24 protein-coding genes are annotated in these 25,036 nt (G+C 72.8%); 4 read left to right on the plus strand and 20 right to left on the minus strand.

The genetic code is table 11. The features are described from left to right. Positions 1-20 precede the first annotated feature (20 nt). The 14 genes from ACQ9ZG_RS15265 to ACQ9ZG_RS15330 all read right to left on the minus strand — a co-directional run bounded on the left by ACQ9ZG_RS15265 (position 21) and on the right by ACQ9ZG_RS15330 (position 14,623). Complete coding sequence (locus tag ACQ9ZG_RS15265) at positions 21-842, minus strand: SDR family oxidoreductase (protein WP_109914538.1); 822 nt, start codon at positions 840-842, stop codon at positions 21-23. A gap of 89 nt (positions 843-931) precedes the next feature. Then, complete coding sequence (locus ACQ9ZG_RS15270; protein WP_499280667.1) at positions 932-1,834, minus strand: alpha/beta hydrolase family protein; 903 nt, start codon at positions 1,832-1,834, stop codon at positions 932-934. Positions 1,835-2,038: 204 nt separating this feature from the next. After that, positions 2,039-3,268 (minus strand): kynureninase, encoded by a 1,230-nt coding sequence (kynU, locus tag ACQ9ZG_RS15275; protein ID WP_109917114.1) that lies wholly within the window; start codon positions 3,266-3,268, stop codon positions 2,039-2,041. Beyond that, complete coding sequence (locus ACQ9ZG_RS15280; protein ID WP_018489570.1) at positions 3,261-4,109, minus strand: tryptophan 2,3-dioxygenase family protein; 849 nt, start codon at positions 4,107-4,109, stop codon at positions 3,261-3,263. The genes kynU and ACQ9ZG_RS15280 overlap by 8 nt, the downstream gene beginning before the upstream one ends. Before the next feature lie 127 nt (positions 4,110-4,236). Beyond that, positions 4,237-4,650: a DUF3151 domain-containing protein gene (locus tag ACQ9ZG_RS15285; protein ID WP_499280669.1), complete on the minus strand. Its 414-nt coding sequence runs from the start codon at positions 4,648-4,650 to the stop codon at positions 4,237-4,239. A 3-nt stretch (positions 4,651-4,653) separates the two neighbouring features. Further along, positions 4,654-6,204 (minus strand): MFS transporter, encoded by a 1,551-nt coding sequence (locus ACQ9ZG_RS15290; RefSeq protein ID WP_499280670.1) that lies wholly within the window; start codon positions 6,202-6,204, stop codon positions 4,654-4,656. Between the two features lie 208 nt (positions 6,205-6,412). Then, positions 6,413-7,597 (minus strand): MalY/PatB family protein, encoded by a 1,185-nt coding sequence (locus ACQ9ZG_RS15295; RefSeq protein WP_109916210.1) that lies wholly within the window; start codon positions 7,595-7,597, stop codon positions 6,413-6,415. Between the two features lie 105 nt (positions 7,598-7,702). Further along, a complete protein-coding gene (gene fbaA, locus ACQ9ZG_RS15300; RefSeq protein WP_028416005.1) occupies positions 7,703-8,734 on the minus strand; it encodes a class II fructose-bisphosphate aldolase in 1,032 nt (343 codons plus the stop codon). A gap of 152 nt (positions 8,735-8,886) precedes the next feature. Further along, on the minus strand, positions 8,887-9,426 hold the full coding sequence (pyrE, locus tag ACQ9ZG_RS15305) for an orotate phosphoribosyltransferase (protein WP_070204355.1): 540 nt from the start codon (positions 9,424-9,426) through the stop codon (positions 8,887-8,889). A gap of 70 nt (positions 9,427-9,496) precedes the next feature. Continuing rightward, a complete protein-coding gene (locus ACQ9ZG_RS15310; protein WP_084994087.1) occupies positions 9,497-10,291 on the minus strand; it encodes an aldose epimerase family protein in 795 nt (264 codons plus the stop codon). Between the two features lie 34 nt (positions 10,292-10,325). Further along, complete coding sequence (locus ACQ9ZG_RS15315) at positions 10,326-11,489, minus strand: SRPBCC domain-containing protein (RefSeq protein ID WP_499281606.1); 1,164 nt, start codon at positions 11,487-11,489, stop codon at positions 10,326-10,328. 259 nt (positions 11,490-11,748) lie between these two features. Continuing rightward, the gene (locus ACQ9ZG_RS15320; protein WP_499280672.1) at positions 11,749-13,362 is read right to left on the minus strand and encodes a polyamine aminopropyltransferase; all 1,614 of its coding nucleotides are present in this window, start codon (positions 13,360-13,362) and stop codon (positions 11,749-11,751) included. A gap of 120 nt (positions 13,363-13,482) precedes the next feature. Next, on the minus strand, positions 13,483-14,004 hold the full coding sequence (locus tag ACQ9ZG_RS15325; protein ID WP_109917632.1) for a DUF2617 family protein: 522 nt from the start codon (positions 14,002-14,004) through the stop codon (positions 13,483-13,485). A gap of 355 nt (positions 14,005-14,359) precedes the next feature. Continuing rightward, complete coding sequence (locus tag ACQ9ZG_RS15330) at positions 14,360-14,623, minus strand: hypothetical protein (protein WP_386699019.1); 264 nt, start codon at positions 14,621-14,623, stop codon at positions 14,360-14,362. A 231-nt stretch (positions 14,624-14,854) separates the two neighbouring features. On the opposite strand from ACQ9ZG_RS15330, the gene ACQ9ZG_RS15335 reads away from it, so the two are divergent. Further along, positions 14,855-16,030, plus strand: a complete 1,176-nt coding sequence (locus ACQ9ZG_RS15335) for a pyridoxal phosphate-dependent aminotransferase (RefSeq protein WP_109914412.1) — start codon at positions 14,855-14,857, stop codon at positions 16,028-16,030. A gap of 72 nt (positions 16,031-16,102) precedes the next feature. Here the strand turns inward: ACQ9ZG_RS15335 and ACQ9ZG_RS15340 are convergent, their stop codons facing one another. Together ACQ9ZG_RS15340 and clpB are read right to left on the minus strand one after the other, a co-directional pair. Next, positions 16,103-16,654 carry a YbjN domain-containing protein gene (locus ACQ9ZG_RS15340; protein WP_018489582.1) on the minus strand — a complete coding sequence of 184 codons (552 nt, stop codon included), beginning with the start codon at positions 16,652-16,654 and terminating at the stop codon, positions 16,103-16,105. 395 nt (positions 16,655-17,049) lie between these two features. Continuing rightward, positions 17,050-19,656 carry an ATP-dependent chaperone ClpB gene (gene clpB, locus ACQ9ZG_RS15345; protein WP_109914319.1) on the minus strand — a complete coding sequence of 869 codons (2,607 nt, stop codon included), beginning with the start codon at positions 19,654-19,656 and terminating at the stop codon, positions 17,050-17,052. Positions 19,657-19,887: 231 nt separating this feature from the next. Between clpB and ACQ9ZG_RS15350 the strand changes: the two genes are divergently transcribed. Then, positions 19,888-20,289, plus strand: a complete 402-nt coding sequence (locus tag ACQ9ZG_RS15350; RefSeq protein WP_018489584.1) for a pyridoxamine 5'-phosphate oxidase family protein — start codon at positions 19,888-19,890, stop codon at positions 20,287-20,289. A 143-nt stretch (positions 20,290-20,432) separates the two neighbouring features. On the opposite strand, the gene ACQ9ZG_RS15355 is transcribed toward ACQ9ZG_RS15350, so the two are convergent. Further along, on the minus strand, positions 20,433-20,753 hold the full coding sequence (locus ACQ9ZG_RS15355) for a Rieske (2Fe-2S) protein (protein ID WP_015609572.1): 321 nt from the start codon (positions 20,751-20,753) through the stop codon (positions 20,433-20,435). Beyond that, complete coding sequence (locus ACQ9ZG_RS15360) at positions 20,750-21,055, minus strand: hypothetical protein (protein ID WP_229865776.1); 306 nt, start codon at positions 21,053-21,055, stop codon at positions 20,750-20,752. The genes ACQ9ZG_RS15355 and ACQ9ZG_RS15360 overlap by 4 nt, the downstream gene beginning before the upstream one ends. Positions 21,056-21,203: 148 nt before the next feature. On the opposite strand from ACQ9ZG_RS15360, the gene ACQ9ZG_RS15365 reads away from it, so the two are divergent. Together ACQ9ZG_RS15365 and ACQ9ZG_RS15370 are read left to right on the plus strand one after the other, a co-directional pair. Further along, a complete protein-coding gene (locus tag ACQ9ZG_RS15365; protein WP_018489586.1) occupies positions 21,204-22,049 on the plus strand; it encodes a hypothetical protein in 846 nt (281 codons plus the stop codon). Positions 22,050-22,221: 172 nt separating this feature from the next. Then, positions 22,222-23,211, plus strand: a complete 990-nt coding sequence (locus ACQ9ZG_RS15370) for a helix-turn-helix transcriptional regulator (protein ID WP_109914322.1) — start codon at positions 22,222-22,224, stop codon at positions 23,209-23,211. Between the two features lie 148 nt (positions 23,212-23,359). Here the strand turns inward: ACQ9ZG_RS15370 and ACQ9ZG_RS15375 are convergent, their stop codons facing one another. Both ACQ9ZG_RS15375 and dnaJ read right to left on the minus strand, forming a co-directional pair. Next, positions 23,360-23,815 (minus strand): heat shock protein transcriptional repressor HspR, encoded by a 456-nt coding sequence (locus tag ACQ9ZG_RS15375; RefSeq protein WP_018489588.1) that lies wholly within the window; start codon positions 23,813-23,815, stop codon positions 23,360-23,362. Position 23,816: 1 nt separating this feature from the next. Beyond that, complete coding sequence (dnaJ, locus tag ACQ9ZG_RS15380; RefSeq protein WP_018489589.1) at positions 23,817-25,007, minus strand: molecular chaperone DnaJ; 1,191 nt, start codon at positions 25,005-25,007, stop codon at positions 23,817-23,819. Positions 25,008-25,036 lie beyond the last annotated feature (29 nt).

Raw genomic sequence — 25,036 nt, forward strand, 5'->3', positions numbered from 1 at the left:
CCGGCACACCCGGCGCGGCCCTACGGGCGGAAGAACTCCGCGTGCTCCCCGGCCCACTGCGCGAACGTCCGCGCCGGGTGCCCGGTGACCTTCTCGACGGTGTCGATCACCGTCCTCCCCTCCGGCGGGGTGTCCCGGTAGACCGCGATCAGGAACCCGATCACGTCCTCGGGCATCCCCTTGGCCCGCCACCCGGCGAGCGCCTCCTCCTCGGTCAGCTCGACCAGCTCGACCGCCCGGCCGCGCGCCGCCGCGAGGGCCGCCACCTTGTCCCCGACGGTGAGCGCCTGCGGGCCGGTGATCAGGTACACCTGGCCGCCGTGGCCGTCCTCGGTGAGCGCCGTCGCCGCGACCGCGCCGATGTCCGACTCGTGGACCATCGCGCTCAGCCGGTCGACGAAGGGCTCGCGGACCACGTCGTCGGCCTTGATGTCCGGCGCCCACTCCAGGGCGTTCGCCATGAACTCGACCGGCATCACGACGGTCCAGGCGAGCCCGCTCTCCCGTACCGCGGTCTCCATCGGGGTGTCCCCGCCCCCGTTTAGCACGGTCACCCGGCGCACCCCCGCCCCGCGGGCCAGCCTCATGACCTCCTCGCCGGTCGTGAGCGGGGCGAAGAGGCCGCCGTCGAAGGTGATCAGGTGCAGCCCGGTCACGCCTTCCAGCGCGCTCTCCAGCGAGGCCGGGTCGGCCAGGTCGCCGCGGACCACGTCCACGCCCGCGGGGAACTCCGCACGCGCCGGGTCGCGGGTCACGGCCCGGACGGGCGCGCCGCGCTCCAGCAGCTGCTCGACCACTCGACGGCCGACCGTTCCCGTGGCCCCGGTCACCAGGATCGTCATGGCGGATCTCCTTCGTTCGGTTCGACATCGACCAACGTAGGGACCCTTGCGGTCAGCTTCCGTCCGCGATGCGCGGCGGGCTCACGGCCTCACCACGCCAGCTGCGTGATCTCCTCCGCCACGATCGCGCACGCGTCGGCGGACGGGTCGATCAGCGGGAAGTGCCCGACGTCCCCGAGCAGCGTGAGCCCGGCCGTCTCTCCGGACTTCGCCGCCGCGTCGACGTACGCCTCCGAGACGGCCGGCGGGACGACGATGTCGTCCTCGCCGTGGACGATGGCGGTGGCGATCCCGGTGGGCAGCAGGGCGGCCGGGTCGGCCTGGGCCGCACGGTCGCCGGGATCGCCCAACTCCCCTCCCCCGCCCAGGAGTTGGGTGACCGCGCCACCGCACACGCCCAGCTCCACGGCCGTGGCGAAGTCCGCGATCGGGGCCAGCGCGACGACCCCGCGCAGCGGGGGCGGGGCGGGCAGGTGCCACGGCGACCCCTCGGGCAGGACGTGCCGCGCCGCCGCCCAGAGTGCGAGGTGTCCGCCCGCCGAGTGGCCGGTGACCACGATCCGGCGCACGTCGGCCTCCGGCAACTCCCGTGCGGCCAGGGCCGGTACGGCGTCGAGCGCGGCGGCCACGTCGTCGAGGGTCTCCGGCCAGCGCCCCGCGACGGGGTCGCCGCCGGGCGCCGGATCGCCGTCGCCGCCACGCCGGTACTCCACGCTCGCCACCGCGAACCCCCGCCGGGCCAGGAAGTCCGCGAGCGGGGAGACATGGGCCCTGTCGTACGGGGCCCGCCAGGCGCCGCCGTGCAGCAGGACGACGAGCGGGGCGGCGGTGCGGCCGTCGCGCGGGGCGTAGAAGTCGATGACCTGGTCGGGATGGTCGCCGTAGGCGGCGGTCCGGTCGGGGGCGACGGCGGGATGGGCGAACGCCGACGCGCTCTCGGCCTCGTCCCGATCACGCGCCGCAGAGTCCGGGAAACCCGGGGAATCCGACATGCTGCTCAACCGTCCTATGCCCGTGGCCTGCGCCTGTGTCCTGTGCCTGTGTCAGTGCCCGACTGGGTTGACCTGCGGGGACGGTACCAGCCATCGGCACCGCCCCCGCCCGGTCGTACAGACATTGACGGACCGTCAGCCCGCCGGGGTCTTCACAGCACACGAACCGTCAGTCCGCCGGGGCCTCCCCCGGCACCCGGACCGTCAGCCCGCCGGGGTCTCCTCCAGCACCTCGGCCAGGACCCGCGCCGCCCGTTCCGCGTCGGCGAACCCCACGTACAGCGGGGTGAAACCGAACCGCAGCACGTCCGGCCGGCGCAGATCGCCCACGACCCCGCGCTCGATGAGCCGGCTCATCACGGGCCCGGCCTCGTCGCAGCGCAGGGCGACCTGGCTGCCGCGCTCGGCGTGCGCGACCGGGGTGACCGAGGTGACCCGGCCCTCCGGTACGTACGCCTCGACGCACTCCAGGAAGAAGTCCGTCAGCGCGAGGGACTTGGCCCGCACCGCGTCCACGGAGACCCCGTCCCACACGTCCAGCGCCGCCTCCAGCGTGAGCATGGAGACGATGTCGGGCGTGCCGACCCGGCCCCGTACGGAACCGTCCGCCGGGGTGTAGTCGGGGGTCATGCCGAACGGGTCGGCGTGCGAGTTCCACCCCGGCAGCGGGGAGTCGAAGGCGGCCTGGTGGCGCTCGGCGACGTACAGGTACGCGGGCGAACCGGGGCCGCCGTTCAGGTACTTGTAGGTGCAGCCGACGGCCAGGTCCACCCCGTGCCCGTCCAGGCCGACCGGCAGGGCACCCGCGCTGTGGCAGAGGTCCCACACCGCGATCGCGCCCGCCGCGTGGACGGCGGCGGTCAGCCCGGGCAGGTCGTGCAGCCGTCCCGTACGGAAGTCCACCTGGTTGAGGAGGACCGCGGCCGTACGGTCCCCGAGCGCTCCGGTGACGTCGGCGGGGTCGACCGGCACGATCCGGTGGCCGGTGAGCCGGGCGGCGGAGGCGGCGATGTACCCGTCCGTGGGAAACGTCGTGGCGTCAACCAGGATCTCGTCTCGTCCCCCGCCCGCGAGGGCCGCGAGGCGGGTGGCCGCGACGACGGCCTTGAAGACGTTCACGCTGGTCGAGTCGCCGACGACGATCTGCCCGGCGGCGGCCCCGACGAGCGGGGCGATCCGGTCCCCGATCCGCTCGGGCGCGGTCCACCAGCCGCTCTCGCCCCAGGAGCGGATGCGCAGCTCGCCCCACTGGCGGGTGAGGACGTCCTGCACCCGGGCGGGGACGTGGACGGGGAGCGCGCCGAGCGAGTTGCCGTCGAGGTAGACGCCGTCGTCGAGGGCGAAGAGCCTCCGGCGGTCGGCCAGCGGGTCGGCGGCGTCGAGCTTCAGGGCCCGCGCGCGGAGGTCTTCCGCCGTGGTCGTGGTCTCAGACATGGCTGCGCGCCGTCCACAGCTCGGGGAAAACGTTCTTCGTGGCGCGCTTCTCCAGCCAGGCGACCCCGGCGGAACCGCCGGTACCGGTCTTGGAGCCCATCGCCCGCCGGGTGGCGACCAGATGGTCGTTGCGCCAGCGCCAGACCAGCTCGCCCACGTCGGTGAGCAGCTCACCGAGGCGGACCAGCTCGTCGTTCTGGTCGTCGGAGGCGTAGATCTCCGCCCACACCGCCTCGACCTCGGGCGAGGGCACGTACCGCTGGGTCAGATCGCGGTTGATCACGGCCTCGGGGACGGCGTACCCGCGCCGGGCCAGCAGCGCCAGCGTCTCGTCGTACAGGCTGGGCTCCCCGAGCGCCTTCTCCAGCTCGGCGTACACCCGGGGCGCGCCCCGGTGCGGCACCAGCATGGAGGCCGACTTGTCGCCGAGCAGGAACTCCATCCGCCGGTACATCGCGGACTGGAATCCGGAGCCCTCGCCGAGCGAGCCCCGGTAGGAGTTGAACTGGGCGGGGGTGAGTCCGGCGAGCGGCCGCCAGGACTCGTTGAGCGCCTCCAGCTCGCGCAGCGACCGCTTGAGAGCGTCGCGCGCGACGGGTATGCGGTCCTCGCGCAGGGCGCGGGTGGCCGTCTCCCACTCATGGACGATGACGGTGAACCACAGCTCCATGACCTGGGTGGTGACCAGGAAGACCATCTCACCGGGGTCGTCCGAGCGGAGGTGCTGGAGGTGGGTCAGGACATCCGCCTGGACATAGTCCTCGTACGGAGTCGTACCCGCGAAGTCCAGGTACGGGGTGTCCGCACCGGTGGCTTCGGGGTCGGGGTGATGGGTCGACATCGCTGTCTCCTCGACACGAGCTTCCGGGTAGCGGTCCGCCCCTTCCATGAGGTGATGGGCTCCGGTCCCCTGCTCGCATACTAAGCCGCTCCCCGCCCGACGCGCTGGGGCGGGGAGGGCCGGAAGGTCAGCTGAGGATGTCGGCGGCGGTCGGCGAGGAGTCGCGCAGGAACGTCGAGCAGCGCTCGTGCTCCTCGGTCTCCCCGATGGACCCGGCGGCCCGGGCGAGGGCGTGCAGGGCGCGCAGGAAGCCCCGGTTCGGCTCGTGCTCGAACGGTACGGGGCCGTGGCCCTTCCAGCCGGCCCTGCGCAGGGCGTCGAGGCCGCGGTGGTAGCCGGTACGGGCGTAGGCGTACGACTCGACGACCCGGCCGCCCTCGTACGCCTCGTCGGCGAGCTGCGCCCAGGCGAGCGAGGAGGTGGGGTACTTCGCGGCGACCCCGGCGGGCGGGGTGCCGGCGGCGAGCAGCTCGCGCGGCTCCGGGTCGTCGGGGAGGTGGGTCGGGGCGGGGCCCCCGAGCAGGTTCTCGTGGATGGACATGGATCAAGTGTGCCTGGAGCGGGGCGCGGGCGGGGCCTCACCCGGGTCATGCGGAGCGGGATCCTCCAGGGGCGGGGCCACGACCCCGCAGTGCATGGTGCACTCGGGCCGCTCCTCCCGTTCCCCGGCGGCCGGGGCGGGCGGGGTGCGGACGGTCCACCAGGCGAGGAGCGCGCCCGCCACCAGCAGCCCGGCGCACATCGGCATCGCCCGCCGGAAGGTGGCCGCGAACTCGCCCGCGTCCCGGTACGCCTCCGGGCCCATCCCGGCGAGCAGGGGCAGCGCGGCCACCGCGATGAGCCCGGCGGCCCGGGCGGCGGCGTTGTTGATCCCGCTGGCCAGACCGGCCCGGCCGGTGTCCACGGCGGCCAGGACGGTGGCGGTGAGCGGGGCCACGACCACGACGAGCCCGGCGCCGAGCACCAGGACGGCGGGCAGCACCTCGGTGACGTACCCGCCGAAGGAGGCGCTGCCCGGCCCCACCCGCAGCATCAGGAGCATCCCGGCGGCGGCCAGCAGCGGGCCCACCGTGAGCGGGATGCGCGGCCCGATCCGCCGCCCCAGCTCCCCCGAGCGGGCGGAGAACAGCAGCATGAGCACCGTGGTCGGCAGCAGCGCGGTCCCGGCTCCCAGCGCCGAGTACCCGGCGACGACCTGGAGCTGGATGGCGGAGAGGAAGAAGAAGCCGCCAAGCGCCGCGTAGACGCAGAAGGTGACCAGGTTGACCGAGGTGAAGAGCCGGGAGCGGAAGATCGACGGCGGCAGCATGGGATCGGCCCGCCGCCGCTCGACCCGCACGAACACCACCCCGAGGGCCACCCCGGCGAGGGCCGCCCCGATCACCAGCGGCGACGCGCCCCGCCCCGGCGCCTCGATCAGCGCGTACGTCACCCCGGCCAGGGCGAGGGCCCCGAGCGCGGCCCCCAGCACGTCGAACCGGCCGTGCGCGGCCGGATCACGGGACTCCGGTACGTGGCGGAGGGCGACGGGGACGCAGATGGCGGCGAGCGGCAGGTTGAGCAGGAAGACCCACCGCCACCCGGGCCCGTCGACGAGCCACCCGCCCACGAACGGCCCCACCGCCGCCCCGACCCCGCCGAACCCGGACCAGAGCCCCACGGCCCGCGCCCGGTCGTCCGGATGGAAGCTGGCCTGGATGAGCGCGAGGGACCCCGGGGTGAGCAGCGCCCCGCCGACCCCCTGCAGGGCGCGGGCGGCGATCAGGACGCCCGCGTTCGGCGCGATCCCGCAGAGCAGCGAGGCGGCGGCGAACCACACCACCCCGACCAGGAACACCCGCCGCCGCCCGTACCGGTCCCCCAGCGCCCCGCCCAGCAGGATCAGCCCGGCGAGGGTGAGCATGTAGGCGTTGACGGTCCACTGGAGCGCGGCGAGATCGGTGTCGAGGTCGGCACCGATGCGGGGCAGGGCGACGTTGATGACGGTGGAGTCGAGCATCGCCATCCCGGACCCGAGCACGGTGGTGAGCACGACCCACCGCCCGACGGGCGAGGCGACCCGGATCTCCCCGGGAGCGGAGGGGGCAGCAGCCATGAGGTCAGCCTGCCCCGACGCGCCCGCCCCCGCACTCCCGTGCCCCCGTCACGGGGGCGCTGGGCGCGCGTTTCAAGCCCCTCCGGCGATCGAGGAGAGCCCGTCCCGGGGGCTGGGCCCGCACGAACAAGCCCCTCCGGCGATTGAGGAGCGGGGGCCCGGGGGCAGCGCCCCCGAACACCACCGACCGCCGCACGGCTCACACGGCTCACACGGACCGCACCGCCCGAACCGCCCGCACCAGCGCCTCCACCCCCCGCTCCACCTTCCCCCGGGGGCACCCCACGTTCAGCCGGACGAACCCCGGCGCCCCGTACACCGCGCCGCCCATCACCGCCACCCTCTCCCGCTCCACCAGCACCCGCTGCAACGCCTCGTCGTCCACGATCCCGGCCGGCCTCAGGTCGATCCAGGCCAGGTATCCGGCCTGCGGCGGCTCCCACCCCAGCTCGGGGAGGTCGGCGGCGAGCCGCTCGGCGACATACGCCAGGTTCCCGGCCACATACGCCCGCACCGCGTCGAGCCACGCCGCCCCCTCCCGGTACGCCGCGATGTGCGCGGTCAGCGAGAGCACCGCCGGGGACGCCAGCCCCTCCCCCGTCTCCATCCGCCGCAGATACTCCGCCCGGTCCGCCGGATCCCCGATGAGCCCGTACGAACCGGTCAGCGCCGGGAAGTTGAAGGCCTTGGACGCCGAGGTGACGAGCGCCCAGCGGCCCCCGCCGCCGCTCTCCCCGGCCACCCGCGTCCACGGCACATGGGCGCTCCCCGCGTACTCCTCGTGGACGAAGTCCGCGTGGATCTCGTCGCTGATCACCGCCACGCCGTACCGCTCCGAGAGCTCCGCCATCCGGGTCAGCTCGGCGGCCGTCCAGACCCGCCCGGTCGGGTTGTGCGGCGAGCAGACCACCAGCACCTTGGCGTCCGCCCGCGCCAGCTCCCGTACCAACGCCTCCTCGTCCCCCACCGGCACCCCGCGCAGCTCGCGCCCGAGCCCGGTGACGGCCTTGCGGAAGCCGTCGTAGGTGGGGGTGTGGACGACGACGCCGTCCCCCTCCTCCGTCCACATCCGGAGGAGCTGGGAGAGCTGGTTGAGGACGGACGGGCCGTAGACGAGCTTCCCGGTGTCGATCTCGGTGCCGTACCGCGTGGCGTACCAGTGGGCGACGGCCGAGCGGAAGTCGTCCTGCTTCCAGGTGGTGTAGCCGAAGACACCGTGGTCCAGCCGGTCCCGCAGCGCGGCCAGCACCTCGGGGGCGGTGGTGAAGTCCATGTCGGAGATGGTGAAGGGCAGCAGCCCGTCGACCCCGAACCGGTCCGCGACCCCGTCCCACTGGACGCACCAGGTGCCCCGCCGGTCGACGGCGGTGTCGAAGTCGTACAGCGCGGCCACGAGCGGCCCTCCTTGCTCTCGTTCACTCGGCACAGCAACGGGCCCGGCCCCCCGGGAAGGGGAACCGGGCCCGACGCCGTACATCCGTACCGAACCGCCGGTGTGCTACTTCAGCTTCGTACCGGTGGAGCGCAGGTTCGCGCACGCCTCGGTGACGCGCACGGCCATGCCCGCCTCGGCGGCCTTGCCCCAGGTGCGGGGGTCGTAGGTCTTCTTGTTGCCGACCTCGCCGTCGATCTTCAGGACACCGTCGTAGTTGCGGAACATGTGGTCCGCGACCGGGCGGGTGAAGGCGTACTGGGTGTCGGTGTCGAGGTTCATCTTCACGACGCCGTTCTCCAGCGCGGTGGCGATCTCCTCGGCGGTGGAGCCGGAGCCGCCGTGGAAGACGAAGTCGAACGGCTGGCTGCCGGCCGGCTTGCCGTACTTCTCCGAGACGCCCGCCTGCAGGTCCTTCAGCAGCTCGGGGCGGAGCACGACGTTGCCCGGCTTGTAGACGCCGTGGACGTTGCCGAAGGAGGCGGCCAGCAGGTAGCGGCCCTTCTCGCCCAGGCCGAGCGCCTCGGCGGTGCGCAGCGCGTCCTCGACGGTGGTGTACAGCTCGTCGTTGATCTCGTGCGTGACACCGTCCTCCTCGCCGCCGGTCGGAGTGATCTCGACCTCAAGGATGATCTTGGCGGCGGCGGCCTGGGCCAGCAGCTCCTGGCCGATGGCCAGGTTGTCCGCGAGGGTCTCGGCCGAGCCGTCCCACATGTGCGACTGGAACAGCGGGTTCAGGCCCTTGGCGACGCGCTCGGCGGAGACGGCGAGCAGCGGACGTACGTAACCGTCCAGCTTGTCCTTGGGGCAGTGGTCGGTGTGGAGCGCGACCGTGACGTCGTACTTGGCGGCGACGATGTGCGCGAACTCGGCCAGGGCGACCGCACCCGTCACCATGTCCTTGTTGTACTGGCCGCCCAGGAACTCCGCACCGCCCGTGGAGATCTGGACGATGCCGTCGCTCTCTGCCTCCGCGAAGCCGCGCAGGGCCGCGTGCAGGGTCTGCGTCGAGGTGACGTTGATGGCCGGGTAGGCGAACTTGCCCGCCTTGGCCCGGTCGAGCATCTCGGCGTAAGCCTCGGGGGTTGCGATGGGCATCTGACCGCTCCTTGGAATGTGCGGATGTGCAGGCTGTGGAGTCCCTGACCTGGGGGCGACGTCATCGTCGCCCCCATCTTCCCAGACTCTCCATCCGGCTCCACCCGGCGGACCCTGTTTCACGTGAAACCGTCCGGTCCGCCCGATATGGCTCAGGCGAGGCCGAGATCCGCCACCGAGTAGACCTGGACGTACGGCAGACCGGCCTCGGCGATGGCCGGAGCGGCACCGCGCTCGACGATCACGGCGACGGCGACGACCTCGCCGCCCGCCTCGCGTACGGCCTCGACGGCGGTCAGCGGCGAACCGCCGGTGGTGGAGGTGTCCTCGACGACCAGGCAGCGGCGGCCCTTCACGTCGGTGCCCTCGATCCGGCGCTGCATCCCGTGGGCCTTCTGCGCCTTGCGGACGACGAACGCGTCCAGGCTCTGCCCGCGCGCGGCGGAGGCGTGCAGCATCGAGGTGGCGACCGGGTCGGCGCCGAGCGTCAGCCCGCCCACGCAGTCGTAGTCCAGCTCGGCGGTGGCGTCCAGCATGGCCTGGCCGACCAGCGGCGCGGCCTTGCCGTCCAGCGTGATCCGGCGCAGGTCGATGTACCAGTCGGCTTCCAGACCCGAGGAGAGGGTCACCTTGCCGTGGACCACGGCCTTGTCCTTGATCTGCTGGAGCAGCTCAGCGCGTACGTCAGTCATGGTCACGAGGGTAAGCGGTGCGGCCCCCGGCCCCGAGCCGAGCCTCGGAGCCGCGCCCCGGAACCGGGCCTCAGAGCCGCGTCCAGCTCCAGGTCGTCGTGATCTCCAGCGGGTCGATCGGGGTGACCAGCCGGGGCGCGGTGTTCAGCCCGTTCGGCGGCCCGGACTGCGGCTCGACGCAGATCGCCTCGTCCTGCTCGTCGTAGATCACGACCCACTCGCTGCGGCTCTTCACCGTCAGCTCCAGCTGCTCCGGCCAGGTGAGCGTCACGTCCACACCGTCGGGCATCCCGAAGCAGTCGTCCCACGGACCGGGTACGGGGTCGATGCGCCGCCCGGTCGGCAGGTGGTCGTCCCCCCGCTCCTCCTGCCAGGCGGCGTCGAAGGAGAGCCGGGCGTCCTGGCCGCCGAGGCTGCGGTGGAACCAGGGGTGCCAGCCGGCCTGGGCCGGGAAGGAGGTGCCGTACGTCTCCACGGCGAGGCCGAGGGTCAGCGTGTCCTCGGTCAGCTCGAAGGTCTGGGTCACCCGGCCCTCGTACGGCCAGGGCTCGGCGAGGTCGTAGTAGAAAGCCGCCTGCGCCTTCTCCGCACGGGCGGTCCGCCAGGCGGTGTCCCGGCCGGTGCCGTGGATGGCGTGCGGCGGGGAGTTCAGGGGCAGTTGGTGGGCGACGTCGCCGTTGTGGAACTCCCCGTACCCGGTCCGTCCGCACCAGGGCACCATCGGGAAGCAGCCGTACCGCTCGCCCTGGCGCAGCAGCTCGGTGGAGCCGATCCGCAGACTGCCGATCCGGCAGCCGTGGGCGGGGTCGACGGTCAACTCGGCGTCTCCGGCACTCAGCCTGACGTTCTCTTCGCTACTGCTCACCCGACGACCCTACTGGCGGTCTCCTGGCGGTGCCTCACCTACGGCGCCGCAACGCCCTGCTCAGCACGACGGCGGAGGCCAGCGCGAGGGCGGCGGCCGGGGCGACCCAGCGCAGGGTGGTGCCCGCCCCGCCCGCGTCCGGCGAGGGCACGGGGGCGTACCGGCCGCGCGGCGGCGCGTGGTCGACCTCCTCCGCACTGCGCCCGATCATGGTGCGCCGGGCGTGCGCGGCCTCGGCGGGCGGCTCGTCGGGGACGGTGAACTCGACGCCCGCGACGGGGTCGAGGGAGGGCGGGGGGACGGGCGAGTCGAACACGGAGGAGGACTCGGAGGCCCCGGCGGCGGAGCCCGTACCGGCATCGGAACCGGCATCGGCGGACCCAGCAGCCCCAGCAGCGGAACCGGGCTCGGCGGAACCGGGAAGGTCAGCGCCTTCGGGTGTGCTCGTGGCCTCGGCCGCTGCGGCGGACTCGGCGGGCTTCCCGGGCTCCGGAACGCCGACGGCCCCGGCCGACTCGCCGGACTCGCCGGTTCCGGCGGGCTCGGAGGCCCCGGCGGCGCCCGTCCCGGCAGCGGAACCGGCATCGGCGGACCCAGCAGCCCCGGCAGCGGAACCGGGCTCGGCGGGCTCAGCGGCGGAGCCCGTACCGGCACCGGCACCGGCCCCCTCGCCGTCCCGACCGTCGGCAGACGGCTCGACGTCCCCCGCGAGCCCCTCGGCCGAGACGTCCTCCGCGCTCCCGGGAGCCGCGTCCTCCCCCTCCCCTACAGCCAGGGTCTCCGTGACCAGCTGCTGGGTGAAGCGGTCCAGGAGCCGCTGGGCGGCGGTGAGGGCGGCGCCCTCCTCCAGCTCGGCCAGCCGGCCGTCACCGCTCGCCGTACCGCCGTACGTGAGGGTCGTGCCGCCGTCCGCCGCCGTGAGGGAGACGGTCAGGGCCAGCTTCACCGCACCCGTCCCCCGGGCCTCCACGCCCTCCCCGGTCACCGTGAAGCGGTCGCCCTCCGCCGCCCCGGGGCCGGAGAGCTTCAGCTCGCCCCGGTACGTGATGGTGTGGCCGCCGGCCCGGAACTTCAGCCGGCCCGCCAGCGGCGAGGCCGATCCGTCGGCGTCCTGCTGGAGCCCCGGTACGCAGCGGGCGACCCGGACGGGGTCACCCAGCGTGCGCCGCAGGGCCGGGACCGGGACCGGAACGAACACCTGATGCTCCATACCGACCGAGCCTAATCGCCCCCGGCCCGCACGTCAGGACTTCCCCCCGCGCGGCTCCTCCCCGCTCCCCCCGCTCTGCCGTCCCGCCTCCCCCTGCCGCCCCGCCACCGCCGGCGCCTGCCGCCCCGCCACCGCTGCCGCCCCACCACCGCCGGCCCCTGCCGCCCCGCCACCGCTGCCGCCCCACCACCGCCGGCCCCTGCCGCCCCGCCACCGCTGACGCCCCACCACCGCCGGCGCCCCGCCCTCACGCGTCCTCCCAGTAGCGCGGGTGGATCAGCGTGGACGGTGCCCGGTCCGGCAGTCGCAGCCGGTCCGCCGCCCGCGCCCCCTCCCGCAGCTCCTCCTCCCCCAGCGAGCGCGGTACGGGCGCCCCGGCGCCGAGCCCCGGCTCCCCCACCGGTCCGGCCGCCGCGAGCAGGAACCCCCACTCCTCCGGCGCCCGACCGTCAGCGGAGCCGGGCCGGCCGGGGGGCGCGGCGGAGCCGGAAGCGGGGGCCGGGGGGCGGGCCGGGATGCGGTACGGGCGGGTCGCGAGCCCCCCGGCCCGCACCGAGGCCTCCACCGTCCAGAAGGTCTGCGGCCGGGCCACCGGCGGGCCCGCGTGGACCACCAGGCGCCCACCGGGGGCCAGGGCCTCGGCGATCAGCCCGTAGAACTCCGCGGAGTACAGCTTCGTGCTGGCCGTCACGCCCGGGTCCGGCAGGTCGGAGACCACCACGTCGTAGCGGTGGCGGTCGGCGCGCAGCCAGGTGAAGGCGTCCGCGCCGACGACGGTGACCCGTGGATCGCGGTAGACGTGGCCGTTGAGTCCGGAGAGGGCGGGGTCGGTGCGGGCCAGCCGGGTGACGGCGGGGTCGATCTCGACGACGGTGACCGAGCGGACGTCCGCGTACCGCAGGACCTCGCGGGCGGCGAGCCCGTCGCCGCCGCCCAGGACGAGGACGCGGGCGCGGGGGCCGTTCATCGCGGGGTGGACCAGCGCCTCGTGGTAGCGGTGCTCGTCGCGGGCGCTGACCCGCAGTCGGCCGTCCAGATAGAGGCCGAGGGAGTCCCGGTCGGTGCCGGTGAGGACGACCTCCTGCACCCCGGTCTGCACGGCGACCCGCACCTGGTCCCCGTAGACCGCCCGCCGCGCCGCCCGCTCGAAGTCGTCGACCAGGAACGTGGCGGTGGCCAGGGCGAGGATCACCGAGACGTTGACCAGGAAGAGGAGGCGGCGGGAGCGGGGCGTCAGGTCGCGGCGGAAGACCCACAGGACCAGCGCCCCGCCCGCGGCGGCGTTCACCGCGCCCGTGACGAGCGCGCCGGTGAGCTGGCCGAGCATCGGCAGCAGGAGGAAGGGGAAGGCCAGCCCGCCGACGAGCGCGCCCACGTAGTCGGCGGCGAAGAGGTCGGCCACGGCCCCGCCCGCGTCCTGCCGGTCGACGCGCTGGATCAGCGTCATCAGCAGCGGGATCTCGGCGCCGATGAGCACCCCGATGGCCAGGGAGAACCCGACGACCGGGTACCGCGACTCCCCGAGCCAGGCGAAGGAGGCGTAGAGCACGAGCGCCGAGGAGCCGCCGATCAGCGCGAGGGCCGCCTCGATCAGCCCGAAGCCGACGGCGGCATGGCAGCGTAAACGTTTCGCGAGGAGCGAGCCGACGCCCATGGCGAAGACCATCACGGAGAGCACCACGGAGGCCTGGGTGACCGAGTCGCCGATCAAGTAGGACGCGAGGGCGACCAGTTCCAGCTCGTAGACGAGACCGCAGGCCGCGCAGACGAAGACGGCGGCGAGGACGAGGAACCGGCCGGTCCTCGGCCGTACGGGAAGCCGCGCCGCGCCCCCTCGCAGCGACACCTGCTGGTCGATCATGCTGCGAACGCTACGTCACGACCCGGTCGCCGCCTGTCACCCACAAGGGTGCAAGTACCGCCCGGCGGCCACCCGCACCCGCACACCCGTACGGACCCGCACCCGTGCGCTCGCCCCCCCTCACATCGCGGGTGCCGGGATGCGCACCCCCACCCGGGTCCGGGTGACCACCAACTGCCCCTCCTGCGGGTACGCGTGCCAGGTGCGCCACCGCACCTGGCCCTCGATGCGCTGGGCGAGCATGGCGGTGAAGGCGTACGGGGAGCCGGGGAAGGTGCCGGCCAGTCCGTGCGGATGGTCGCTGACCAGGGCGAGCAGTTCCTGGGCCCGCCCCGCGAACTGCCCCTGCGTGAGGGTCTCGACGCGCGCCGCGAATTCGTACTCCCAGTCCCCGAGCCGCTTGGCGACACCGAGGGGGAGGGGGGTGCTGCTGCCCGGCATACAGGCGACGGTCTCGGAGCAGACTCCCTGCTCCTCCTGGAGCAGGACCTGGTGGGAGGCGCCGAGCAGCCTCAGCTGGAGTTCGGCGCCACCGAGCCGGAGGTCGAGGACGGCGAGGGCGGGAAGCGGCTCCCGGCCCAGGGTCCAGGCCAGGTCGGCGGCGCGGGTATCGGAGTAGGCCGTCTGGAGGGTGGTGAGCATGGGTCGGCTCCGCAAACACACATGGACGCATGGACAGCGGGCGCCCCCTGGGCATGCGTGTGGGAGGAGGGGAGCGCCCGATCTGGTCCAACTGGGGTCCGAGGGCTGAATGTTCTCTTCAACGAGGGAATCACGAAGTACGCCGCACTCGCAGCGTTTTTACCCAACTTGACGCGGTTTCCATCCCCTCGGGGGCAGCCCGGTTCAACTGTTCAACGGTTTTCTCCTGCGTGGCTCAACGACAGGGCGCCCGAAGGGAGTTCGCCCTCGGGCGCCCGGCGGCGGAACGGCTTCGGCGGCCGTGACGGCCTGCCGCCCCGGCCGGCACCGGAGACGGCGGCCGTCCGCCGCCCGCTCAGCTGCCTCCGCCGCAGCCACCGCCGCCGCACGACGAGCCGCCGCCGCAGGAGTGGCCACCGCCGGAGTGGCCGCCGGAGTCGCAGGACGAGCCGCTGTCCCCGCCGCCCGCCCACCAGCCGCCACCGCCGCCGTCCGACGAGGCACCGCGGCCCCCGCCCGCCCGGGCCGGAACGCGCTTGACGCTGGTCAACCGCGCCAGGACCACCATCAGACCGACAAGAATGCCCACACCGATCAGCACCGTGATGAGAACGGTCATGCCGCTCACCCGCCTTTCCCCCGAAGCGCGGTTCCCCCGTCGCTTCCTTCGCGTTTCTCTCTGATTCTCTTCCGTCTTCTGCGCTTGCCTTCTGCGCTCTCTGCGTTTCTCTTCGCGCCGTTGCGATGCGTACGCGTCCTTGCGATGCGTACGTGCCAGGGAAATCCCCATCCCCCGGGCGCCCCAAAGCAGACTTGAGCAACTCCAGAGCTTGAGCGCAGGATGACGCCCATGACACAGGGACAGCAGGGACGACCGCTGCTCAACAGCCGCCTGGCCGGGTTCGGGACGACGATCTTCGCGGAGATGTCCGCACTGGCCGCGCGGACCGGCTCGATCAACCTCGGCCAGGGCTTCCCCGACACCGACGGCCCCGAGGAGATCCGGGAGGCGGCGGTCCGGGCGCTGCGCGCCGGGCACGGCAACCAGTACCCGCCGGGACCCGGCATCCCGGAGCTGCGCAACGCCGTGGCCGACCACCAGAAGCGCTTCTACGGCCTGACCTGGTCGCCGGAGACCGAGGTCCTGGTCACCACCGGGGCCACCGAGGCGATCGCCGCCGCGCTGCTCGCCCTGGTGGAGCCGGGCGACGAGGTCATCGCGTTCGAGCCGTACTACGACTCGTACGCCGCGTGCATCGCCCTGGCGGGCGGCGTGCGCGTCCCGCTCACCCTGCGCGCCCCCGCCTTCCGCCCCGACCTGGACGAGCTGCGGACCCTGATCACCCCGCGCACCCGCCTGCTGCTGCTCAACTCCCCGCACAACCCGACCGGCGCGGTCCTCACCCCCGAGGAGCTGAGCGGGATCGCCGCCCTGGCGGTGGAGCACGACCTGCTGGTGGTGACGGACGAGGTGTACGAGCACCTGGTCTTCGAGGGCGCCCACCACCCGATCGCGGCCCTGCCGGGGATGCGCGAACGTACGGTCTCCATCTCGTCGGCCGGCAAGACGTACTCGTACACGGGCTGGAAGATCGGCTGGGTGACGGCCGACGCGCCGCTGGTGACGGCGGTGCGCTCGGCGAAGCAGTACCTGACGTTCGTGAGCGGGGGCCCGTTCCAGTACGCGATCGCGGAGGCGCTCCAGCTCCCCGACACCTTCTTCACGGAGTTCCGCGACTCCATGCGCCGCAAGCGCGACCTGCTCGCCGGGGGGCTGCGGAGCGCGGGCTTCCAGGTCTACGAGCCGGAGGGGACGTACTTCGTCACCACCGACATCTCCCCGTTCGGCGAGGAGGACGCGTACGCCTTCTGCCAGGCCCTTCCGGAGCGGTGCGGGGTGGCCGCCGTACCGAACTCGGTCTTCTACGACGACCCGGAGGCGGGCCGCAGCCAGGTCCGGTTCACCTTCTGCAAGAGGGACGAGGTGCTGGAGTCCGCGGTGGAGCGGCTGCGGCGGCTGGGCTGAACACGCGGGCGGCCCGGGCGGTGGTCGTGGTGACCGCCGCCCGGGCCGCCCGGGTGGATCGAGGGGCCGGGCTCAGGCGCCCGCGGACTCCGTGCCCTCGCCGTCCGTCTTCTCCTCGGCCGGGGCGAGGCCCAGGCGCTCCAGGAGCCACTTGTCGAACTCGATGGACGCGCGCACCCAGCTGACCGTCGAGGAGACGAAGTGCTCCAGGCTGACGCCGGTGCCGATGAGCATCTGCGCCTCACCGATCAGCCGGACGGAGCCCGCCTCGCCCTCCTCGCCCTCGTGGGAGTGGGTGTAGACCTTGGGCCACAGGGTGCGGCGGTTCCAGTCGTCGATGGCGTCCAGGAGGACGGGACGCTGGTCGAGCGCGTGGGGGCGGTCGTAGAACGTACGGACCGAGAAGACCTGCTGCTCGGCCTCGCCCCGGAACATGAAGTACGTCCGGAACTCTTCCCACGGCGCCGCGAGGTCGCCCTCGTCGTCGACGACGTACTTCAGCTCCATCTGGTCGAGGAGCTGCTTGACGAGGTCCTGGTCAGGGACGACGGGGCCCTCCGGTCCTGCCGCCTGCGGTTCGGGCTGGCCCCCGAAATTAGGAATCGAGGACGGATCGATGCTCACCGTAATTTCCCTTCGTGCGGTTGGCGGCCATCCTCTCCCATGGCGGGCGGGGCATGGCAACCCCGCACGGCCCCTATCCGCCACAAGCTGACAGAGAGCGGGCGGCGACGGGGCCGTGCGGGCGCTTACGCACGGTGAGCGAGGAGTTGTGACGCTCCGCGTACGGGGTGCGGGGCTTCGGGGGTGGAGAACCGGCCCGGCGCCGCGGGCGGGGTGGAGGACCGGTCCGCCGCCGCGGGGCGGTGCGGGCGGGCCCGCGCGCGTCCGGGACCGGCCCGGGTGCCACGAGGCCCGGAGGGGCCTCCCGGATGTCGCGAGGGCCGGGAGACCTCCCGGGCGTTACGGGCCGGAGGGCCTCCCCGGGCGCTACGAGGCCCGGGAAGGCCTCCCGGATGTCACGAGGGCCGGGGGGCCGGGCCCACGGTCAGGCCGCCCTCGTCCTCCTCCCGGGCGCGGTCCACCCGTACGGTGTCGCCGTCCCGGATCTCGCCGGAGAGGATCTCCTTGGCGAGCCGGTCCCCGATGGCCGTCTGGATGAGGCGGCGCAGCGGGCGCGCCCCGTACGCCGGGTCGTTGCCCTCCTGGGCCAGCCAGGCGAGCGCCTCGGGGGTGACGTCCAGGGTGAGGCGGCGGTCCGCGAGGCGCTTGGCCAGCCGGTCGATCTGGAGCCCCGCGATGTGGGCCAGTTCGTCACCGGAGAGGGCCGAGAAGACCACCAGGTCGTCCAGCCGGTTGATGAACTCCGGTTTGAAGGAGGCCCGCACCACGTCCAGCACCTGCTGCTTCTTGACCTCGGGCTTGACCAGCGGGTCCATCAGGAACTGGCTGCCGAGGTTGGAGGTGAGGACGAGGATGGTGTTGCGGAAGTCGACCGTGCGGCCCTGGCCGTCGGTGAGCCGGCCGTCGTCGAGGACCTGGAGCAGGATGTCGAAGACCTCGGGGTGGGCCTTCTCGACCTCGTCCAGGAGCACGACGCTGTACGGGCGGCGGCGGACGGCCTCGGTGAGCTGGCCGCCCTCCTCGTACCCGACGTAACCGGGCGGGGCACCGACCAGGCGGGCGACGCTGTGCTTCTCGCCGTACTCGCTCATGTCGATGCGGATCATGGCCCGCTCGTCGTCGAAGAGGAAGTCCGCCAGCGCCTTGGCCAGCTCGGTCTTGCCGACGCCGGTGGGCCCGAGGAAGAGGAACGACCCGGTGGGCCGGTCGGGGTCGGCGATCCCGGCGCGCGTCCGGCGTACGGCGTCGGAGACGGCCTGCACGGCCTCGGTCTGCCCGATCAGCCGCCTGCCCAGCTCCGACTCCATCCGCAGCAGCTTCTGGGTCTCGCCCTCCAGCAGCCGCCCGGCCGGGATGCCGGTCCAGGCGCCGACGACGTCCGCGATGTCGTCCGGCCCGACCTCCTCCTTGACCATGGTGTCCTTGGAGGCCTCCTGCTCCGCCTCGGCGGCCTCCTCCAACTCCCGCTCCAGGCCCGGGATCTCCCCGTACAGCAGCTTGGAGGCGGCGTCGAAGTCTCCGTCGCGCTGGGCCCGTTCGGCCTGGCCGCGCAGCTCGTCGAGGCGCTCCTTCAGCTCACCGACCCGGTTGAGGCCCTGCTTCTCCTTCTCCCAGCGGGCGTTGAGGCCGCGCAGCTCCTCCTCCTTGTCGGCGAGGTCGCGGCGCAGCTTCTCCAGCCGCTGCTTGGAGGCGGCGTCGGACTCGTTCTTCAGCGCCAGCTCCTCCATGCGCAACCGGTCGACGGAGCGCTGGAGTTCGTCGATCTCCAGGGGTGAGGAGTCGATCTCCATACGGAGCCGGGAGGCGGCCTCGTCGACCAGGTCGATGGCCTTGTCGGGGAGGAAGCGGGAGGTGATGTAGCGGTCGGAGAGGGTGGCGGCGGCGACGAGCGCCGAGTCCGCGATCTGGACCTTGTGGTGGGCCTCGTAACGGCCCTTGAGGCCACGGAGGATGGCGATGGTGTCCTCGACGGACGGCTCGGCCACCAGCACCTGCTGGAAGCGGCGCTCCAGGGCGGGGTCCTTCTCGATCCGCTCGCGGTACTCGTCGAGCGTGGTCGCGCCGACCATGCGCAGCTCGCCGCGGGCCAGCATCGGCTTGAGCATGTTGCCCGCGTCCATGGCGGAGTCGCCGCCCGCGCCGGCGCCGACGACGGTGTGCAGCTCGTCGATGAAGGTGATGATCTGGCCGTCGCTCTCCTTGATCTCGGAGAGGACGGTCTTCAGCCGCTCCTCGAACTCGCCGCGGTACTTCGCACCCGCGACCATCGCGCCCAGGTCCAGCGAGACCAGCCGCTTGTTCTTCAGGCTCTCGGGGACGTCGCCCTTGACGATGCGCTGGGCGAGCCCCTCGACGACGGCGGTCTTGCCGACGCCGGGCTCACCGATGAGCACCGGGTTGTTCTTCGTCCGGCGCGAGAGCACCTGCACGACGCGGCGGATCTCCTGGTCGCGGCCGATGACCGGGTCCAGCTTTCCGTCGCGCGCGGCGGCCGTGAAGTCGGTGCCGAACTTCTCCAGGGCCTTGTACTGCCCCTCCGGGTCGGGTGTGGTCACCCGGCGCCCTCCCCTGCTCGTCTCGAATGCGGCCAGCAGCTTCTTGGCGGTGGCCCCCTGTCCGTCGAGGATCTCACCGGCGCGGCCGCCCTTCGCGGCGATACCGATGAGCAGGTGCTCGGTGGAGAGGTACTCGTCGCCCAGCTCCTTGGCCCGCTGCGCCGCGTCCTGGATCACCGCCAGCAGCTCGCGGTCGGGCTGCGGCGGGGCGACGGTGGAGCCGGTGACGCTGGGGAGGCCGCCGAGCAGCTTCTCGGTCCCGGCGCGCACGACGGCCTGGTCGGCCTCGACGGCGGCGAGCAGGTCGGTGATGTTCTCGTTGTCCTGGCCCCCCAGCAGTGCGAGGAGCAGATGGCCGGGGGTGAGGTCGGGGTGCCCGTCCTTCACGGCCCGGTCACTGGCCGCGTTGATGGCGTCCCGGCTCTTGTTGGTCAGCTCGGCGTCCACGGGTGCTTGCTCCTCCTCGCAGCTGGGGGTGACTGTTCCTGTCCCTTGATGTATCCAGCGTACACAAAGTTGAGTCTATTCCGCTCAAGGCAATCGGACCGATTTTCCGGGCCGTGGACGCGGGCCATGGACGCGGGGCCCGGCACGTGGGGCAGGGGACGGGCGCAGAGGACGGAGGCCGGGGCGCCGCCCGCCACCGCGCGGGCACGGGGGGCCGCCTACGCTTCCCCCATGGCAGACGTACGGAACCCCACCCCCGAATACCTCGCGTTCTGGCGCGAGCGGCATGTGTGCACCCTGACGACACTCCGCCCCGACGGCACGCCGCACGTGGTCCCGGTGGGCGTGACGTACGACCCGGAGGCCGGGGTGGCGCGCGTGATCACCGGCGGGGGCACCCGCAAGGTCGCCAACATCCTGGCCGCCGGCCCGGAGGGGGCACGGGTCGCCGTCTGCCAGATGCACAAGGCCCGCTGGGCCACGCTGGAGGGCCGCGCGACCATCCGCACGGAGCCGGAGGCCGTCGCGGACGCGGTGAGCCGTTACGCGGAGCGCTACGAGCGCACGCCGAGGCACAACCCGGAGCGCGTCGTCATCGAGATCGCCCTGGACCGGGCCCTCGGAAACGCCTGACACCCGCACCGGCCGGCCCTCCCGTACGGGGACAGCACGACCCCTGTACGGGGACAGCACAACGGCGCCACCGTGTTCAGGTCACGGTGGCGCCGCTGTGTGGGGGAAGCGCCTGGAGCGACAGGTGACGACGGGGGAATCGCTCAGGCACTGCGGGGGGTGGCGGAAAGGGGTTCTGACGCGATCAGCTCGTGGTCCCGCTGATCGAGGTTCACAAAGATCATCCCGTACCTGACGGCGCAGCGGACGGGCTGCGGCGCGCCACGGGGGCGCCGGAGGCATCGATAGGCGCGGACGTCCTCGTCCTCTTCCATCACGACGACGATCGGCTCTCCGAACAGGGTGACCATCAACGAGTCGCCACGGCGGGGGAGTGCCGTGAGCAGATCGATGAAATGCCACCCTGAGCGATAGGCAGTTGCCATCTCGCGCCGGAAGGTGCGATCGTCCGGCGGCGTGGTCATGCGACCGGGTGGCTAGAGGTGACACCCCAGGTGATATCACCGGAGAGCGCGACCGATGCGGCCGACCCGGAATCGGGCTTCGGTGCGGTCCAGGTGATGTCCTCGGCGCCCTGGGCCGCCAGGGTCCCAAATGCCAGAGCCCCCACGAACACCGTGGCAAGCACCGAGCGAAGCATTCGCTTATACATTTCGGCTTCGTCCTCACTGGATGGATTCATCTCCCCCGCACCAAGACGATGTCTCATCCGCATACGCGAACACCACCGGCTCGGTGCATCATGTTCCTGCAGGTTCAGGAACATGGGGGGTGGACATATGGCAACAAGCAAGTCAAAAGCGGCACATCCTCACGGCATCACCGAACTATGCGATGCGGGACAGCGCGTCTACGCCAACGCGTTGCGATCCGGACGGATCCCCCGCGCGGATGCCGACCCGGCCCCTTGCCTGATGGACTTCGCCCTGCTCCACCCCGACCCCGACGACGCCGGCTGGCTGCGCCCGGTTTCGCCTTCCGCCGCACTCGCCCAGCGGCTCCACCCCATCGAGCGGGAGATACAGGAGCGAAGGCGACATTCCGTGGAGCTCGTCGACTCCTTCGAGCCCTTCATGGACATCAGCGCCCAGGACCCGCCGACGACGCACGCCATCACCGTGCTGGAGGGCAGCACCCGCATCAACGCGGCCATCGACGTGGCCACCGCGGAGTGCCGCACCGAAGTCCTGACCGTGCAGCCCGGCGGCGGCCGGAGCGAGGACATCCTCAGCAAAGGCCTCGAACGGGGCAAGGCCGTGGTGGACCGCGGCGTCAGCATCCGCACCCTCTACCAGCACACCGTCCGCCACCACCAGGGAACGTTCGCCTACGCCGAGCGCCTGGCCAGCGGCGTCGAGATCCGCACGCTCGAGGAACTGGTCGAGCGCATGCTCATCTTCGACCAGACCGTCGCCTTCATCCCCGCGAAGGACGACCGGACCGCGGCTCTGGAACTGCGCCACCCGGGGCTCATCTCCTACCTCACCAGAGTCTTCGAGCAGCTCTGGCAGCGCGCCACGCCCCTCCTGGAGGAGATCCGGTACGACCCCACGCCCGCGGGCATCAGCGGCGTGCAGAGGTCCATCGCGCAACTCCTGGTGGAGGGGCACGTGGACGACTCCATAGCGCGCCGGCTGGGCATGAACGTACGGACCTGCCGGGCGCACATCGCCAAGCTCAACGCGACCCTGGGCAGCAACAGCCGGGCACAGCTCGGCTATCTGATCGCGCTGTCAGGAATCCTGGATTCGGACTCCTGACAGCGCCCCCCGTGTGCGAACCCGGGCGCGACCGCACAACGGGGGAGAAGGCAGCCGACGCCCGGGCCCTGCCGAGGGAGTTCCCGGCTTCCTCGACACCCCCACACTCCCCTCACAACTACGCTGGCACTACCGTCATCTTGTTGCACTGCACAAAGCAGGGGGATCCCAAATGGGCAGCAGTGAAGGCAGATTAGGACATAGCCCGCACCGGAACGACGTACTGTGCGATGCGGCGCTCCGCCTCTACGAGCGGTCCCTGCGCACCGGACGGATAGCGCGCGCCGAACTCACCGACGCTCCCTGCCTCACCGAACTGCCCCTGCTCCACCCCGACCCGTGGGACGACGCGTGGATGCGGCCCGTGCCTCCCTCGGCCGCTCTGGCCCACATCCTCCAGCCGGTCTCCCGGGAGATCGACGAACGCCTGCGCCTCGCGACCGCCCTGAGCCGGTCCCTGTTCCCCCTGACCGCCGTGGCCCACGACGACCCCAACCTCGCCATCACCGTGCTGGAGGGGGGCCCGGCCATCCAGGCCTCCCTCGACGAGGCGACCGCCACCGCCACGGACGAGATCCTGACGGCCCAGCCGGGCAGCGGCCGCCCGGCCGGCAGCCTCCGGGCGGGCCTGGCCAACGCCCGCGCCGCCATCCGCCGCGGGGCCCGGATGCGCCACATCTACCAGCACCCGGCCCGGTACAGCGGCTCCATCAGGGACTACCTGGCCCAGGTCCCGGCCCAGCACCTCCAGGTGCGTACGACCGAACTGACCGTCGAGCGGCTGATCATCGTCGACCGGTCGGTCGCCTACATCCCCGGCAGCGCCGACCGCAGCACCGCCCTCCGGATCGGCCACCCCGCCCTCGTGGCGTATCTGGTCCAGGTGTACGAGGTCCTCTGGGCCCAGGCCGTGCCGCTGGCCGAGAACCACCAGGCGGCCCCGCCCGACGCCCGGGTCACCGCCGTCCAGGGCACCATCGCCCGCCTGCTCGCCGAGGGCCACGTCGACGACGTGGTGGCCCGCAAGATGGGCATCAGCGTCCGCACCTGCCGCTCCCACATCGCCAAGCTCATGCAGACCCTCGGCGCCACCAGCCGCACCCATCTGGGCGCCCTGCTCGTCCACTCCGGCATCGCCGAGGCCGGTCACGGCCGCGTGTGAGGGCTCGGGAAGCGCGTACGGCAGCGGGGCCGGGAGAGCGGATGAAAACGCTCTCCCGGCCCCGCTGTTCGCAGAAGCAGACGCGGCTGCGGCCGTCTCCGTGGTGCCGTTGCCGCAGGGGCCGGCCCCTGCCGTACGGCAGGGGCGACTACTCCCCCGCGGGCCGCTTCGGCTTCGGCCGCCACACCACCAGCGCGCCCGTCTGCTGCACGTCCTGGTACGGCACGAGGTCGCGGCGGTACGAGGCGTGCACCTGGGCCTCGCGCTGCTGCATGGCGACCGCCGCGCCGTCCACCGCCGCCGAGAGCTCGGCGACGCGCTGCTGGAGCGCGGCGACCTGGTTCTCCAGCTCGATGATGCGCTTGATGCCCGCCAGGTTGATGCCCTCGTCCTGCGACAGCTGCTGCACGGTGCGCAGCAGCTCGATGTCGCGGGCCGAGTAGCGCCGGCCGCGGCCGGCCGTACGGTCCGGGGAGACCAGGCCGAGACGGTCGTACTGGCGCAGCGTCTGCGGGTGCAGACCCGAGAGCTGGGCCGCGACCGAGATCACGTACACCGGCGATTCATCGGTCAGCTGGTACGGATTGCGTCGACGGCCGTCCATCTCAAGCTCCCTTCGCGGCCTGGAACAGTTCCGCCCGCGGGTCCTCGTCCGCGGTCGCCTTGCGGTAGGCCTCCAGTGCGTCCCGGGCCTCCGGGCCGAGGTCCGTGGGGACCGCCACCTCCACGGTGACCAGCAGGTCCCCGCGGGTGCCGTCCTTGCGGACCGCGCCCTTGCCCCGGGCGCGCATCGTACGCCCGTTCGGGGTGCCGGCGGGCAGCTTCAGGGTGACCGGGGGGCCGCCGAGGGTGGGGACCTTCACCTCGCCGCCGAGCGTCGCCTCGGGATAGGTGACGGGCACGGTGACCGTGAGGTTGTCGCCCTTGCGGCCGAAGACGGGGTGGGCCCCGACGTGGACGACCACGTACAGATCGCCGGCCGGTCCGCCGCGCTCGCCCGGTCCGCCCTTGCCGCGCAGCCGGATCCGCTGGCCGTCGGAGACGCCCGCCGGGATCCTGACCTGCATGGTGCGGGCCGACTTGGCCCGGCCGCTGCCGTGGCAGACGTCGCACGGGTCCTGGGCGATCAGGCCCCGGCCCTTGCAGTCCACGCACGGGTCGGTGAGCGAGAAGCCGCCGCCGCTGCCGCGCGAGACCTGGCCGGTGCCGACGCAGGTCGGGCAGACCCGGGGGGTGCCGTTCTTGTCGCCGGTGCCGGAACACGCCTTGCAGGGCGCCTGGCTGGACATCCGCAGCGGGACCGTGGCCCCGTCGACCGCCTCGCTGAAGCTGAGCGTCACCTCGGACTCGATGTCCTGGCCGCGCCGCGGCTGGACGCGGGTGCCCGCGCCGCCCCGGTTGAACAGCCCGCCGAAGACGTCGCCGAGACCGCCCCCGCCACCGCCGAACCCGCCGCCGGCACCGCCCTGTCCGCCCGGGCCGCCACCGCCGAAGAGGTCGCCCAGGTCGAAGTTGAAGTTGCCGCCCGCGCCGCCGGGTCCGGCGCGGAAGCCACCGTTGCCGAAGAGGGCGCGCGCCTCGTCGTACTCCTTGCGCCGCTTGGAGTCGCCGAGGACGTCGTTCGCCTCGGAGATCTCCTTGAACCGCTCCTCCGCCTTGGCGTCACCCTTGTTGGCGTCGGGGTGGAACTCGCGGGCGAGCTTGCGGTACGCCTTCTTGATCTCGGCGTCGGTGGCGTCCTTGGGAACGCCGAGGACCTTGTAGTAGTCCTTCTCGACGAAGTCCTTCGTGCTCATCGACGTCCCTCCTTCCGGACGATCGGCCG

The sequence above is a fragment of the Streptomyces araujoniae genome (genome assembly GCF_050871195.1).
GTDB lineage: Bacteria > Actinomycetota > Actinomycetes > Streptomycetales > Streptomycetaceae > Streptomyces > Streptomyces bacillaris.